The following is a 15,226-nucleotide window of genomic DNA, read 5'->3' as shown; positions in this document are numbered from 1 at the left end:
CGATACCCCTCCAGCTAGTCATCGAGAGCCGGATTACCTGCGAGGGGAATTCTTTCCACTTTCTTCCCGATCTGAAACTTGATATACGGCGCCTTGTGCGTCACGTCGTTCATGGCTTCGTCACCCGCCTCGACTATCGCCATGCCTCCAGGTATGCGGACCCTGAACCCACCACCGGTGGAATGCGGCGCCGGCGCCCTTTCCAGCCCTTCGAGGGCCTTCTCGACATCACCGGCAGTGGCGCCCCTGAAGGTCTGCGGGTCTGACAAGTCAGGCTTCAGAGCCTTGCGTGTGGTGTCTGTTGCCTCGACAGCATCGTCAACCTTCTTGAGCTGCTTCGGGAACTTGGCAAGGTCACCGAAAAGAGGGACAAATCCAAGAATCCCCAATCCAGCACCGACCGCGTCCTCCTCGTCCAGGGAACGCTTGACGTCATATGCATCGCATCCGGCCCCAGCAACCGGCACCCATCCGCACATGATAAGGAGGATCTCTTCGACGACCTCCTGACTGGCCTCTCCGGACAGCCCGGGCGCAGCGGGATAACCTCCCTGATAGTTCCCGTAATATTCTTTCGAATATGCCGGGCCAGTCACGGACGCGATCCCCGATCCACAGTTCCCGGTTCCCATGGCGTAGTAGCAGGTTCCTCCACCGCCACCACCGCCGCCACCGCCACCGCCTCCATCACCGTTGGTGCCCCCGGTGCCGCCGGTCGGAGCCGTCCCGTTCCAGCCCGGCCCGCCGTCGCCGGGCGGCGAACTGGTGTTGATCGGGAACGACGGGTCCGGCTTGCCGCTGTTGTCCCCGGGCTGGCACCTGCCGTTGCCCGGGTCCAGGCAGGTGCCGGTCGGGTCGGAGTTCGTGGCGGGTGCCTGGCCGGCGTAGCTGTAGCCGTTGAGTGTCTGGTGCTTGTCGATTTCGAGCAACGGGTCGACGCTGATGAACTGGCCGATCCCCGGGTCGTACTCTCGGGCGCCGATATGGGTCAGGCCCGTCGCGGAGTCGGCCGGCTTGCCGAGGAATGCCTTGTCGTCCGGCCAGGCGGTCGGCTTGGGCCCGCGCGGGGCGCCGAACGGCGTGCTGTAGCGCTTGGTGACGGCCTGAGTGGTGGCATCGGTGGCGATGCTGCTGGTGCCGTGGTGGTCGGCGGCCAGGAAGCTGAGCTTGGTGCCGGCCGTGCCCGACGTGGCCGTACGGACGGCGAGCGTCTGACCCGCGGCGCTGTAGTAGCGCGTGCCCGTGACCGTCTTCGCGGTGCCCTTGACGGTGAGGCGCACCTCCGTCGAGCCGAGGTAAAGGACCGTGTCCCCGTCGCCGGTAGCGCGGCGGATCAGCAGTTCCCCGTCCGCGTCGTACAGGTAGCTGGTGCCCAGAGCCGGCTTGGTCCCGGCCGCCGGTTCGGTGGTGGAGGCCAGTTCGCCTTCGGAGTTCCAGGCCAGGGTCTGGGTCGCCTGGGTGCCGGGGCGAGTGGTCGTGTTGCCCGCCAGGTCATATCCGTACGTTGCGGCCTTCGCCCCGGTGGTCTTCACCAGGGGGTGGGGCTGACCGGTCGGCGTCTTGTACTCGTAGCCGGTGGTCGCGTCACCGGTCGCGGTGTGGCTGGTCTCACTGCTGCGCTGGCCCGCGCTGTTGTAGCTGTAGCTCGTCCAGTACGGCGCCGCGCTGTCGAGGTTGGCCGTCGTGCGGCCGGAGGTGGAGCAGTCGGCGGACTTCGGGGTCCAGGCCTCGGTCAGGCGCCGGTGCGCGTCGTAGGTGAAGCACTGGTTGTCGGCCTTGCCGGTGCCGCCCAGCGTGGTGGGGTCGAGGATCGACAGGACGTTCCCGGCGTCGTCCCGGGCGAAGTTGAGGTCCTGCAACATGTACGGGTGCGTCTGGTCCGTCACATGGCTGCGCGTGAGGCGGCCGGTGCCCGGTTCGTACTTGTTGGTGATGTAGGTGTTCTTCGCACCCGCTCCCAGCGAGAGCTGTTCCACCTGGCCGATGGCGGAGTAGGTCACACCGAGGAGATAGGGGCTCGTGCCCGAGAGCTTCGTGACCAGACCGGTGGGGTTGTACGTGGCCGAGACGATCTCGGCAGCGAGACCTCCGGCGCCGGGCTCCTTGGTGTTGGCAACGCTCCCGTCCGGGAAGTAGGCCGTACCGAAGGTCAGGGTGGACGTGACGGCCCCGGAGGTGACCATCGGCTCGTCGGCCGGCAGCACGACGTTGCTACTGGTGGGACGGCCGAGGGTGTCGTATGCCGCGACCTGCTTCTTGTACTTCTTGCCGGTGGCTCCGCCCACGTAGCGGGTGGACGCGTCGGGCAGCCCCTTGAGGAGCGTGTCGTAGGTCCAGTCGGCGAGTTTGTTGGCCTCCGACTGCGCGGTCTGCCACAGGCCGGTCTTGCGGCCCAGCTCGTCGTACGCGTAGAGCAGTTTCGCGTTGCGCGCGTCCGTGGTGACGCCGACCTGGTCCAGGTCGGTGTACTCGGTGCGGGTGCGGCCCTTGTCCGGGTCGGTCGTGTCGGTCTCGCGGCCGAACAGATCGTAGGAGTAGGTCCACTTCGCGTCGTCGACGCCGGTGATCACCGACGGCTTGCCGTCACGGGTGTAGTCGTACTTCACCCGGGTGTACGGGGTGCCGGCAGCGGCTCCGTACGCCGTGTCCGTCGGAGTGGTGCCTCCGTAGGTGCGAGTCTCCGCGGTCCGGCCCAGCGCGTCGGTGATGGTGCGAGTGGCGTTGCCGCCCTTGGTCGCGGTAGTGGCGGTCGAGTCTCCGGTGTAGCTGGTGGTGGTCGACCAGCGGTCCTCCCCGAACACGGTGAACGTGGTCGTCGTGGGCCGGGCCGCCGCGTCGAACGCCGTCCGGGTCAGCGCCGGGGTGTGGGCGTAGGAGGCACGGGCGTAGGTGCCGTTCGGAGTCTGCAGATTGTCGTAGATGTCCGCGTACGTCTCGTAGGCGAGTCCGCGCGAGTCGTAGCGGATGTCGGTGAGGATCCGGCCGCCGAGGGGTGAGTCGGTCTGGCTCTGAAGCGGACGCAGTAGGGCATCGGCGATGGCGTAGCTGGTCCGGTAGGTCTGGCCGTCGCCCTTGAGGGTGCTGACGGAGCTCCAGGGCTGGCTGCCGCGCGCGAAGTTGTAGCCGTACTTCGCCGTCGGTGTGTCGATGCCCTGGGTCCGGTTGGGCGCCCAGGTGGCGGTGACGCGGCCCAGGGCGTCATAGGTGCTCTCGGTCTCCTTGTTGTTCGCATCGACCGTGCTGGTGACCGAACCGCGAGCCGGGTCCAGGTAGGTGTACGACTTGTGGACCTGGCCGTTGGAAGAGGTCAGTTTGGGGGCCGAGACAATGGTGGCGGTAAGCGGGCCGGCAGCCGCCGGGTAGTACGCGGTGGAGGTGACGTGTTCCTTGGCGTCGGTGACGGTGAGAGGGCGGCCGAGGGTGTCGTACGTGGTCTTGGCGAGGGTCTGCCAGCCGCCGTTCATCGCCGGGTGACGGTCGCTGGTCCCGACGGCTGCCGGGTAGGCCTTGGCCCGGCCGGCCCAGGTGGCGAGCCCGCGGGTCGGGGTCTGGGTAGCGGTCCAGCCGGCGGCGTTGTCGTAGACGGCCGCGGTGTCGGAGAGCACGTCCCCCCGGGTCGTGGAGTTCGTCGGCAGACTCAGCTTGTCATCGGTCACGGTCGCCCCGGCGGAGTCCCAGCAGGCGGCCCCGACGACCCGGGTACGGGAGACGATGCTCGTCAGCCCCTCGGCCGGGTTGCGCGCGTACCAGGTGCGGCTACAGGTCTCGTCACCGGACTTCGCCAGGTCACCGCTCGACTCGCTCCGGGTAACCATGCCGTAGGTGGGGTCGTACGTGTGTGTCGTCTGGCTGCGTCGCCAGGTGTTGCTGACGGGCAGGTAGGTGTTCTGGTACGCCCGGGCGGTGCGCACGTAGTTCGCCTTGGTGCTGGCATACGAGCGTTGCTGGCTGGCGGTCTCCTTGTACCAGATGTTGTTGAAGGAGACGGAGACCGGTTGCGCCGCGTTGTACGTGATTTCCTGGCGCAGGAAGCCCGCGTAGACGTCGAGGTCGGTGGCGTCGGAGGCGTTCAGGCCCGCGATGTCGATCCCCAGTACTTGGACGCTGCGGCTAGTGCCGTCGAGGCGCTTGTCACCGTGCATTCCCTGCATGTACAGGCGGACCGTCCTGGACTGCGGATGGTCGGCGTCGCCCGTGTACGTGGTGACCTTCTGGTAGCCGCGCCAGCTGGACCAGGTCCGCTCGTCCTCAGGGGTGAAGGGGTCGTTGTTGTAGTGCCAGCCGGGGTTCTCGTAGGTGTACGAGTTCTCCACCGCGGGGTTCTGGCCCGCGGGGTCGGAGGTGGTGACGGCGGTGACGTTGTACTTGTGGAACCAATCCAGTTCCGGGTCTCCGCCGTTGACCGGCCAGTACACCGGGTAGCAGGAGAGGCTGTTGTCGTCCTCCGCCTTGGGCATCTTGCTGCCCCGGACGCACTGCGGGTCCGAGAGCGTGACCGTGGTGATGGCGCCGGTCTCGCTGGTGACGGTGTTGATGCGCGGGCGGGTCAGAGGGAGGATGTTGTCCGTGGCGTCGACCCGGTTGGGCCGCATGTGGTAGCCGAATTCCACCGGCGGAACGGCGACAGTTCCGCCATTTTTGCCGGTCCGCTGGAGCGACTTGAGGACCAGGGTCTTGTCCGAGGGGTTGCCGATGTCCGCGCCGTCCAGGAACTGGTAGGCGAGGGTGTAGCTGTCGACCGGCTTGTAAGCGTCGGGCTCGGCGGCCGTGGACCAGACGCTCGTGTTGATGCCGGTGAGCATCTTGCGCGTGAAGAAGGACGGGCCGGTGGCCAGGCAGTCGGTCTCGCCGGCCGTGCAGATGGCGTCGAAGGGGACGTCCGGCCATCTCTTCGCGGTGTCCTCGGTCAACGAGGAGCAGTCGTCGGCGGTGCAGCGCTCGCTGTAGTCGAAGTCCACCTTCCCGGACGCGTTGCCGGTGAACAGGGCGTCCGAGCGCAGGCCGTACTTGATCTCCTGGGTGTAGCCGCCTCGGGTGTACTCGGCGAGCTTGGTCTTGTCGCCGTTCTTGGCGTAGTGGTTCGTGTCCGCCTTGTACCAGTAGGTGGCGGCGTTGCCATGGACGTCGGTGACGAGGTCGATGTTCCAGCGCCACGCCTGGGTCTTGGCGCGGCCGGAGAAGCCGGTGCCGGAGGAGTATCCGGGTTCTCCGGAGTCGTCGCCGAAGACGGGCACGGTCCAGACGGAGTTGGTCCGCTCGGTTCCCGCACCGGGCAGCTTGTTCAGGCCGAAGGTGTAGACCGTGCCGTCACCGGTGATGACCTTCCAGTACTCGCCCTTGCCGTCGCCCTTGCCGCCCACGATGTCGTCGCCGTCGTCACCGTTGGTGGCGCCGGTCTCGTGGGTGACCTGGGAGGCGTCGTCGTTCTTGAGCCGCCAGACGCCCGTGCCGTCGTCCTTGACGAGCTCGGTGGACTTGCCGTTCAGGACGAGGGAGGCGTTCTCGTACTTCCAGCACTGGTCGAGCTTGTCGTTCTGCCCGTCGTCCTCGCACGAGCCGTACTTGCGCTCGATGTAGGAGGAGGTGAGGTCGAATCCCTCGCCCAGCATGGAACCCTGGTTGTTGGTGTTCGAGGTCCGGCCGTCGATGCTGCCCGAGTCGTAGGAGATGCCGAGAGATGGCGACGGGCCCGCGGCTGCGGGCGGCACACTGAGAGGGTAGGACCAGGTGAACGATCCCGACGAGCCGCCGGCCTCCCAGCTGGAGGACGCTGCCAGCGGCGTCGCCTGGTAGTCGCCCGCGCCGGACGCCGGAGTGGCGGATGCCGTCACGGCGAAGACGGCCGCCGAGGACGCGCCGCTCCTGGTCGCGGCAGTACGAGGTACGGCCACCTGTGCGGAAACCGTCTGCGCGACGGCGTCGTTCCGGGACGGCACGACGGTCTGCGCTCGGCACTCCCGCTTCCGCGGGCTGGTCAGCGCGCATGCGGGGAGGGACACCAGGCCGAGGCGGGGCCCCCAGTTTCCGCCCACCGCGTCGGCGAAGGAGGAGTAGTCGACCATCAGCCCCGCATCGCCCGGGGAGTCCGCCGCGACGGTGAACATCACGCCGGTGACACCCGCGCTTCGAGCGGCCTTCTGGTCGAGAACGCTCACCCTGGCCGTGCCGTCGGCAATCGGCGTCGGCTTCGCCGCGCGGGAGAAGGTCGCGGGGCGAGGCGCGGTCAGGGAGACGGGCCCGGCCCCCGATGTGCCGGGCTTGCCGGATATCTCCTGGTCACTCCGCGAGGGCTTGGGCCAGCGTGCCGCGTGCTCGCCACGGGCCTGTGCCGCCTGCCGAGCGTTGAGGGCCTTGTTCTTCGCCGCGCGCTCGCGCGCCTTGCTCGTCCCGACGGCCGGAACGGTCTGGACCTTGCTGACCCGGGGCTCCGGGACATCGGGACGCCCCAACGGGTCCGCTGCCATGGCGATCGGGGTGAGTCCGGCCGGTACGGAGAGGGCGAGCGCCAACGCCCCGACGAGGGGTACGCGGAGCTTCCCAGCGCCACCGGAGGCGGAGCTGCGTACTGAGATACGTCTCAGAAGGGCGGGAAGGGATCGGGACACGGACACGTCATCTCTCCGGGAGCGGCCGAACCGCTCGAAGGCGGGACAGCGGTGTGGAGTGCGGGGGGACAGGGGGCGGCCCGCGTGTACGGAGCCGACCGCCCCCGAGGAAGCAGGTACGGAAGCGGTTCAGGTTCCGACGACGTCGGAGACCTGCTTGCTGTCGCTCAGCGCGCCTGCCCAGAGGCGGATGTCACTGAGTCGGCCGGGGAGGTAATTGGCCCAGGACCCGAGATAGCCCTTACCGACCGCGAGTTCGCCGGTTCCGACCTGTGCGGTGTAGGCGATGCCGTCGCTGGCCTGCTGGTCGGACGTGAGATATAGCTGGATCGTCCGGTGCCGGGCGTTGTAGACACCGGTGAGACGGGTCTCCGTGTCCATCAGTGCTTCTTCCATGCTCTCGACGGAAGCCCCGGTGCCATCTGCGGTCAGGCGCCCGAAGTGCCAGCGGCCGACCGGAACGGGTGTCGTTCTGGGATTTCCGTTCTCGTCGACGATCCGGTCGCCGTTCTCGTCGAGTTCGGGTTCCTGTCGCGTACCGGTCTTTTCGAACCAAAGGCTCCATGATGATCCCGTGGCTGTGCGTTGACCGAGAATCTGAGCCTTGTAACCGTCCGGCTTGGAAAGGATCTTCGCTGCGTCAACGACCGCCTGCGTAGTAACTGTGAAGGAGCCCGAGTCGTCTACGACGGGCCCAGCTGTCGTACCCGCCCCGGTGGTCCCGTTCAGCACGAGTTCGTCATCGGCCAGTGAGGCACCCGATGACAGCGCCAGATCGGAGCCGTACCCCGACACGGTGTCTCTGAGCGTTGTTCCCTGTGCTCCTGCGGGAGTCCAGGCGGTGACCAGCTCAACGGACGGCAATGCATGGGCGTCGATGAGCTCACTCTCCTCGGCCACTTGAGTGCCGGTCAGCGCTTCCTGCCAGACGGCCGCCTCGTCGATCACACCGGGGAAGTAGTCGGTGTACACGCTCGACCACTGAACCCGGCCGATCTGCAAGGGCCCTGGGGCGGCCCAGGCTGTCGTGAAGGGCGTGGTGCCCTGCAGTTCCCCGTTCACGTAGAGGCTGATCGTGTTGTTGGCGGCGTCGAACACTCCGGCCAGGTGCGTCCATACCATCGGCACCGCCGGCCTCTTGGACTCGACCCTCTGATAGGAGAACGGTGTGCCGACCGCAGCATCGGTGTTCACCTCACGGAAGGACCACTTCTTGCTGGTGTGCTCGTATCCCAGATAAAAGGGGCTTCGGTTGACACCGTTCTGGCCGAACACCGTGGCATTGCGCGTAGGAACGTCCATTCGCACCCAGGCGGCAACGGTGTACGAGGCACGTGTGTCGATGACCGGGCCGCTGGTGACCGCGTAGTCGGTCGTGCCGTTCAGTTTCAGACCGCTGTCGGTGTTCTTGACTGCCGACGTCGTTTCCGTGGCCCGAGTGACCGTGACCTCCCCCCGACGGCCCCGGTCGGTACGGACCGCTCCGCCGGCCAGGGCTGCGTTGTCCCGCAGAGACTGATCGGTAGTGGACGTGTCCAAAGCGGCGCCGGACGTCTCGGCGAAGTTCCAGCGCGCTACAGGGCCTTCGCCTTCCTTCACCACGAACTCGACGGAATTGGCCGCCCCGGCCGCATAGTTGTCCTTGGCCTCCGCGAAGAGCACCATCGTGCCCGAAGTTGGTGGAACGGGCGCGATGGTCGCGGTGGCCCCCGGCTTGTACGCGGACCAGCCCGAGTCGAACGAGCCGCTGGTCAGTCGGTAGCGGTACGCGGTGTTCACATCGCCCGGCGCGGGGCCCAGATTGAACGATCCCGCCTTGCCGGGCTTGCCGTGCGGCACACAGTCATTGGCCGTGCACGGTGTGTAGGCATCCTCGTCCGCGTAATTGAAGGTGATCGTCGGAGGCTTGGGAGCCTTGCTGTCGATCTTGAAGTAGCACCATCCCGTGGTGGATCCGTTGGAAGGACCGGCCAGCCACTCGGAGCCATAGTGGGAACGTGTCCAGGCGCGCATCCGCAGGGGAGTGTTCTCCGGGAGCGTCGGTGCCGTAGCGGTGACCTTGACGTTGTCCCCGACATATCCACTGCTGGGACGGACGATTTCACTCATCGCGTTGACCCAGGTGCCGTCGCTCTGCTTCCTGTCGACGTCCATGGCGACGCGGAGCTTCGCGCCGGACTCGCCGCCAGCCGCTGTCTGCGGTGTGGCCGTCAGGTCTGGGGTGGGATCGGTGACGACCGCCGGATCGGATTCGACCGTGTTGCAGTCGTGTGATCCGCCCACGACAGGACCGATGTTGCTGGGCTTGGCCGGTTTGCCGACGTAGTCGACGCTCAGGACGGCATCGTCGTCGAACCGCTTCCACGCGATCGTGTCGGACTCGTCCTTGGCCATGAGCATGAGCGTCAGCCGCGAGATCTTGCCGTCGGCGAAGCTGCGGACCGTCAGCGTCAGGTTCTCGTCCGGCTCCGGCGCGTAGTCGTGGAACTCGATCGGTGCACGCGGCTGGGACGGGGAGCAGTGGCTGCCACGACCGGCGGATACGTTGCGGTCGCCCATCTGGTCCAGCTTCTTGGGGCCGGGCCATTTCGTGGACGACGAGATGTTGTTCGTACGTTCCAGGTCGATCCAGCGTGCGTCGCACGAGAACGACCAGGTCTCCGTCACCCGGAAGGTGGCGTCGAGGACGTGCTTGCCCTTGAGGTTACCGGGGGCGAACTCGAAGTACATGCGGTTCACATAGCCGTTGCCGCAGTAGTACGAGACTCCTCCGATCACCGCCGAACCGCACTTCCCGACGCTCATGCCGTTGTCGCCGCCGGAGAAGTTCCAGAACACGTCGCCGTCCGAGGAGAGCACGGTGCGCTCGGACTCGTTCAGTTCGACCGGAGGGTCGATGTAGAGCGGGAAGTCGTTCTCGTCGGTGCTGGACAGCAGATCGGCGTCGGGCTCGACCGTCACCGTCGTCCCCGTGAGCTTCAGCTGCATCGCCGCGGACGCGTCACCCGCACCTGGACCCGCCAGGTGATCGCCCTCCTCCACCGGGCCGACCGCCACGGGCTCGTCAGTGGCGGAACCGGTGGGAGAGGCCAGGTAGAGGGAACGCCCGGCCGGAGCGGCGGCCGCTCCGTCGCCGGCGGAGTTCCACATCCGGGCGGCAGGTGAACGGAACACGGGTCGGCCGTTGCCGTCCAGAGCGTCCATTCCTCCGCCGACCCCGGCCGTGACGGTCAGGTTCTGCGCGCCGATGCGGTACTCGATGGCCTTGAGTGCCGGGTTCGCCGCCGCCTCGGGCGTCTTCACCTCCAGCACCTGCCGGAAGCCCTCCACCGTCGCGGTGAGGATCAGGTTCACGTCCGGCAGGACGTTCTCGTAGACCGCGTGCTGTCCGTCGAGACGGGGCGCGGGCAGCACGCCCGGCCAGCCGAGCGACACGGATTGCCCGCCCTCGGCGATGGTGACGAGGTCGGCGCCGTCGCCCCCGGCCGAGAACGAGAGGTCCACGGCGGCCGCCTCAGGACCGACCGACCCGTCCGTATTGCGCACCAGAGTCGGATCCGGCTCGACCCACTCCCCATCGGAAGCCACGCGAACCGGAGTGATCGATTTCTCCAGCGTGAACGTCGCCCCATCGGGGTTGGCGAAGACGGTCTCCCGCTCGGAGCGCTCCTCCACAACCTCCACACGTTCGCCGGCCGCGACGGCGGCGGCCGAGGCCCGGAGCTCCGGGGACTCCACAGAGGCCGGAGGGACGGGCGACGCCACCGCCTGCGAGTTCTCGCCGGGAGCCACGCTCAACATGGCGGCCAGAACGGCCGCCACGCACACACCGTGACGCCCTCGACGCCACACCACACCAATCACGAACCCGCCCCGTTTTCCACATGGCCTTCACAAAAGTCAGCCAAATATCAGGGGTTGCAGGGGACGCGTCAAGCGTGATCCAGCTCACTATTGATCCGCGTAGCGATAGCAAAGGTGGGCGAGTTCGACCGAAGAAGGACACTAGGGTCGCGTTTGAGGAAACGGACCGAACGGTCGGCTATTTCGGCAACTCGTCACGGAGCAAGCAGATTTGACGCGGCCGCGCTGGTGCCGGTCCTGCGCGGCATCCTCACGCCGATCACGAGGAGTTCCGGTAGGTGAACGCGGGCCGGATGCTCCTCCACCGCGCCCCTGCTCCGCTCTGGCCGTCGTCGGGGCCTGGAACTGGGCACGCCGTCCGCCGGCGTGGGGCGAGGATCGTCGTAGCAGTCAGTGATCCCCGCGGTTCTCGGGGGCGTCGGAACCGGCGCACCGCCCCTCTGCCTGCGGACAGGCGACCCGGTCCGAGTGGACAGCACCAGCAGCAGGCAGCCGTCCGGGACCCGGCACGTGACGTCCCAGGTGTCCCCGTGCGGGTTGCGCGCGGGGACCGTCCTGCCACCGCGCTGGTCGTGCGCGTTCCGCAACCCCGGTCGTTCTGTGGGTCCAGGTCGCTAGCATCCACGGCATGATCAGCGATCCCGTGGCCGAGCTGCGTCTTCCGGGTGCACCGACGGTGGAGCACATCGACTTCGAGGTCCTCGACGGATTCCGCTTCGCGGACGGCGGGGGGTTCCCGGATTCCTATCGGGCGTTCGTTCGCCACGCGGGGTGGGGACGCACCTTCGGGATGTGGCTGGTCTATCCACCGGTCCTGCCGGGGTACGCCGACGGCCTGCACGGTCGGGCCGACCGGCTCACGGCGCGTATTCGCGCGAGCTACCGAGAGGGCGAGGCCGAGGAGTTCGACTGGATGATCGAGCCGGACGGCCAGTGGTCCCTGGCGGCCAGCCTGGAGGTCTTCGCGTGGAGCGAGAACGACGATGCCTTGTTGTGGAACACCGCATCACGCGACAGGAACGGGGAGTTCGCCGTCTGGGAGTCGCGTGGTGGCGACTCGCTGCACCACCTCGGCGCGGACCTCCGTCAGGCGCTCCCGCTGGTGCGCGCCCGCTCCGACCAGGCCTTCGGGCCGCGCCCGTTCGCCGTGGAGCCCCTCCCCGCCGCCCGCCTCTGAACAGGCCGGCGCGCCGATCGTGGTCATACGCCCGACGTGGCGGGCGGGGCCTCGGGCCCCACCCGCCGTCGTCCTCCTAGCGCCCGGCCGGGCGCGGCTCCCGTCGCATCACCCACAGCGCCGGTCCGCCGCCGGGCAGTGCCGCCTCGCCCAGCACCGTGAAGCCGAAGTGCTCGTAGAAGGGCAGATTGTCCGGCTTGGAGGACTCCAGATAGACCGGCAGGCCCGCCGCGTCCGCCTTGGCGAGCCCGGAACGCAGCAGCGCCGCCCCGTGCCCCTGCCCCCGGGCGGCCGGGTCCGCGCCGACGACCGCGAGGTACCAGTGCGGTTCCTTGGGTCCCTGCTCGGCGGCGGCCTGGACGGCCTCGCGGAACAGGGGCGCCCGGTCGCCCAGGATCTCCTCCAGCTCCGCGACGGTCTCCGCGTCGGGAACGGCCTTCTCCTGCCCCTCCGGCGACACCCAGAACGCGGCCGCGGACCCGGTGCGCTCGCACACCCCGTGGCGTCCGTACTGGCGGGTGAAGATCGTGGTGAAGTAACGGACCAGGTCGGGCTCGCGCGAGGCCCCGCCGGGGAAGAACCACCCCATCATCGGGTCGTCGGCGAAGGCGCGGGCCAGGGTGCGGCTGATCGACGGGGCATCGTCGAGCGTGGCCGCCTGAGGCGTGTTCTTTATCGACATACAGGTCATTCTGCACCGCGATGATCTTGAGCGGTGAGGGGGGTCCCGGACGCCGGTCCTCAGACGCCGCCCCCTCCGGACGCACGTGCCCGGACTCCGGCGATACCCTCCCCGCATGGATCGGCGACTGGCCGCGTACGCGGTGTGCATCGAGGACGGGCGGGTCCTGCTCGCGCTTGCCGTGGATCCGGGCGGCGAGAGCACGTGGACACTTCCGGGCGGCCGGGTCGAGCACGCGGAGGATCCGTACGACGCGGTGATCCGGGAGGTCGCCGAGGAAACCGGGCTGGAGGCCGTCGTCGAGCGTCTGCTCGGCGTGGACTCGCGGGTGGTTCCGGCGGCCGAGCGACGCCGGCCCGGTGCGCCCGAGCTGCAGAACGTCGGCGTCTTCTACCGTGTCCGCGTCACCGGTGGCCGGCTGCGGCCCGAGCCGAACGGCGACACCGCCGAATCGGCGTGGACCCCGCTGCCCGAGGTGGCCCGCCTGCACCGGTCGTCGCTGGTGGACGTCGGGCTCGCCCTGGCGCGGACCCTTCCGCCCTCCGGGCACGTCGCCCCCGTCCCGGTCTGCGGCCTGATCCAGCACTGAGCGATCCCGTGTGGAGGAGGCCGAAGCACGGTGGTGGGCCGCTGCACCTTCGCCTTTGATCGCCCCGGCCCACGGTCCGGGGAGGAAACGGCTAGGCCCTCGCCCCGTCGGTCCGACGGGGCGAGGGCCTTGCTGTACGGCCGGGCCCGCCTCAGGCCTTGCGCTGCATCGACGAGCGTGCGGGGTTGCTCTGCTCCGCCGCCTTGGGGTCCTTCTCGCCCGCCTTCGCGCGGACACCCTGTTCGACGCGCTTGCCGAGGGTGGCGTCCACGTTCGTCCAGTACTGGAACGCCCGCTTCAGCACCGGTTCGGTCACCCCGTTCAGCAGGTGGCCCACGATGTTGTCCACCAGCCGGTCCCGTGCCGCGTCGTCCAGGACCTCGCGGACCATCGTGCCCGGCTGGCCCCAGTCGTCGTCCTCGGCATGGTCGACGTAGGCGGCCCGGGTGATGTCGCCGTCGGCGTACCAGCTCGGCGGGGTGCCGTAGCGCTCCGTGTCGGCCGCCGGGCCGCCCTTGGAGTTCGGGGCGTAGACCGGGTCGGTGGTCTTCCGGTACGCCATCGCCCCGTCCTTGGAGTACGTGTGCACCGGGACGACGGGGGCGTTGACCGGGAGCTGCTGGTAGTTGCCGCCGATGCGGTAGCGGTGCGAGTCCGCGTAGCTGAACAGCCGGGCCAGCAGCATGCGGTCCGGGCTCGGGCCGATGCCCGGCACCAGGTTGTTCGGCTGGAAGGCCGCCTGCTCGATCTCGGCGTGGTTGTCCGTGGGGTTGCGGTCCAGCGTCATCCGGCCGACCTCGATCAGCGGGTAGTCGCCGTGCGGCCACACCTTGGTCAGGTCGAACGGGTTGAACCGGTAGTCCTTCGCGTCCTCGTACGGCATGATCTGGACCTTCAGCGTCCAGCTCGGGAACTCCCCGTCGCGGATGTGCTCGAAGAGATCACGCGTGTGGTAGTCCGTGTCCGCGGCGGCCATCTGGTCGGCCTCGTGCTGCGTGAACGTCTCGATGCCCTGGTCGGTCTTGAAGTGGTACTTCACCCAGAACCGCTTGCCCTCGGCGTTGATCCACATGTACGTGTGCGAGGTGTAGCCGTTCATGTGGCGCCAGGTCCGCGGGATGCCCCGGTCGCCCATCAGCCAGGTGACCTGGTGGGCCGACTCCGGCGAGAGGGTCCAGAAGTCCCACTGCATGTCGTGGTCGCGGAGGTTGTTGTCCGCGCGGCGCTTCTGCGACCGGATGAAGTGCTGGAACTTCATCGGGTCCTTCACGAAGAACACGGGGGTGTTGTTGCCCACCATGTCGTAGTTGCCTTCGCTGGTGTAGAACTTCACCGCGAAGCCGCGCGGGTCCCGCCAGGTGTCCGGGCTGCCCCGCTCCCCCGCGACGGTGGAGAACCTGATGACCAGGTCGGTCGTCGTGCCGGGCTGGAAGAGCGCGGCCTTCGTGTACCGGGAGACGTCCGCGGTCACCTCGAACTTGCCGAAGGCACCGCTTCCCTTGGCGTGCGGCTGGCGTTCGGGGATGCGTTCGCGGTTGAACTGGGCCATCTGCTCGATCAGGTAGGAGTCCTGGAGCAGGATCGGCCCGCCCGGGCCGACGGTGAGCGAATGCTCGTCGCTCTCCACCGGGGCGCCGGAGTCGGAGGTGGTCGGCTTGCGAGAGGTGTCGGTCATGTCGTCGTTTCCTCTTGTTTGTCTTCCGCAGACGTGTCGGCGATGGCTCCTACTACGGCTGCCCTGTTGACCCTCTGCCAATGTAGGCAAACCTGGATGAATTGACTCGTCGAGGACCTGCGCCCGGCGGACCTCCGTGCCGGGTCAGCGCGATCGCTGTCCCGCGACCAGTCGGTAGACGAGCAGGACGATCACCGAGCCGACGACGGCGGCGATCCATGTCGACAGGCTGAAGAATCCGTCGATCGAGTCGACACCGAAGATCACCTTGCCGAGCCAGCCGCCGAGCAGCCCGCCCACGATGCCGATGACCATCGTGATGAGGCAGCCGCCGGGGTCCTTGCCGGGCGTCAGCGCCTTGGCGATGAGCCCCGCGAACAGGCCGATGAGGATCCAGGCGATGATGCCCACGGAAATCTCCTTCTACGTTGCCGACGCCCCGCACCCTCGTGGTGCCGGGACCCTCCGCGTATCCCCTCAACCGGAACTCACACATCCGCCGGGCCTCGCCCGTCACCCCAGGGGCTCCACGATTGACCTGCCTGCGTTACGCCGGACGGGCACGGCACGGACGTGGACCGACACGGGCGTGAGCATCAAGGGCGGTCGAGCCGACTGAGTACTTTCCCCTCCC

The 15,226-nt window shown here is 68.1% G+C and carries 7 protein-coding genes; 2 read left to right on the top strand and 5 right to left on the bottom strand.

The window, feature by feature from the left end; translation table 11 throughout:
* Nucleotides 1–14: 14 nt before the first annotated feature.
* Nucleotides 15–6,509 carry an RHS repeat-associated core domain-containing protein gene (locus ACIQRW_RS24820; RefSeq protein ID WP_403764147.1) on the bottom strand — a complete coding sequence of 2,165 codons (6,495 nt, stop codon included), beginning with the start codon at nucleotides 6,507–6,509 and terminating at the stop codon, nucleotides 15–17.
* 225 nt (nucleotides 6,510–6,734) lie between these two features.
* On the bottom strand, nucleotides 6,735–10,427 hold the full coding sequence (locus ACIQRW_RS24815) for a LamG domain-containing protein (RefSeq protein ID WP_403764145.1): 3,693 nt from the start codon (nucleotides 10,425–10,427) through the stop codon (nucleotides 6,735–6,737).
* Nucleotides 10,428–11,097: 670 nt separating this feature from the next.
* Between ACIQRW_RS24815 and ACIQRW_RS24810 the strand changes: the two genes are divergently transcribed.
* Nucleotides 11,098–11,646 carry a hypothetical protein gene (locus ACIQRW_RS24810; protein WP_403764143.1) on the top strand — a complete coding sequence of 183 codons (549 nt, stop codon included), beginning with the start codon at nucleotides 11,098–11,100 and terminating at the stop codon, nucleotides 11,644–11,646.
* A gap of 76 nt (nucleotides 11,647–11,722) precedes the next feature.
* Here the strand turns inward: ACIQRW_RS24810 and ACIQRW_RS24805 are convergent, their stop codons facing one another.
* Nucleotides 11,723–12,337, bottom strand: coding sequence for a GNAT family N-acetyltransferase (locus ACIQRW_RS24805; protein ID WP_403764141.1), 615 nt, complete (start codon nucleotides 12,335–12,337; stop codon nucleotides 11,723–11,725).
* A 106-nt stretch (nucleotides 12,338–12,443) separates the two neighbouring features.
* Between ACIQRW_RS24805 and ACIQRW_RS24800 the strand changes: the two genes are divergently transcribed.
* On the top strand, nucleotides 12,444–12,917 hold the full coding sequence (locus ACIQRW_RS24800; RefSeq protein WP_403764139.1) for an NUDIX hydrolase: 474 nt from the start codon (nucleotides 12,444–12,446) through the stop codon (nucleotides 12,915–12,917).
* Between the two features lie 151 nt (nucleotides 12,918–13,068).
* Here the strand turns inward: ACIQRW_RS24800 and ACIQRW_RS24795 are convergent, their stop codons facing one another.
* The gene (locus ACIQRW_RS24795) at nucleotides 13,069–14,592 is read right to left on the bottom strand and encodes a catalase (RefSeq protein ID WP_403764137.1); all 1,524 of its coding nucleotides are present in this window, start codon (nucleotides 14,590–14,592) and stop codon (nucleotides 13,069–13,071) included.
* A 144-nt stretch (nucleotides 14,593–14,736) separates the two neighbouring features.
* Nucleotides 14,737–15,003, bottom strand: a complete 267-nt coding sequence (locus ACIQRW_RS24790; RefSeq protein ID WP_217229323.1) for a GlsB/YeaQ/YmgE family stress response membrane protein — start codon at nucleotides 15,001–15,003, stop codon at nucleotides 14,737–14,739.
* Between the last annotated feature and the right edge of the window lie 223 nt (nucleotides 15,004–15,226).

Origin of the sequence: Streptomyces sp. NPDC091287 (assembly GCF_044768525.1) — a bacterium.
Classification (GTDB): domain Bacteria; phylum Actinomycetota; class Actinomycetes; order Streptomycetales; family Streptomycetaceae; genus Streptomyces.
This window is presented reverse-complemented; position numbering and strand designations above follow the sequence as displayed.

Excerpts from the sequence above, each read along its gene's own strand:
- ACIQRW_RS24805 (WP_403764141.1), bottom strand. The coding sequence starts at position 12,337 with ATGACCTGTATGTCGATAAAGAACACGCCTCAGGCGGCCACGCTCGAC.
- ACIQRW_RS24795 (WP_403764137.1), bottom strand. The coding sequence starts at position 14,592 with ATGACCGACACCTCTCGCAAGCCGACCACCTCCGACTCCGGCGCCCCG.
- ACIQRW_RS24810 (WP_403764143.1), top strand. The coding sequence starts at position 11,098 with ATGATCAGCGATCCCGTGGCCGAGCTGCGTCTTCCGGGTGCACCGACG.
- ACIQRW_RS24800 (WP_403764139.1), top strand. The coding sequence starts at position 12,444 with ATGGATCGGCGACTGGCCGCGTACGCGGTGTGCATCGAGGACGGGCGG.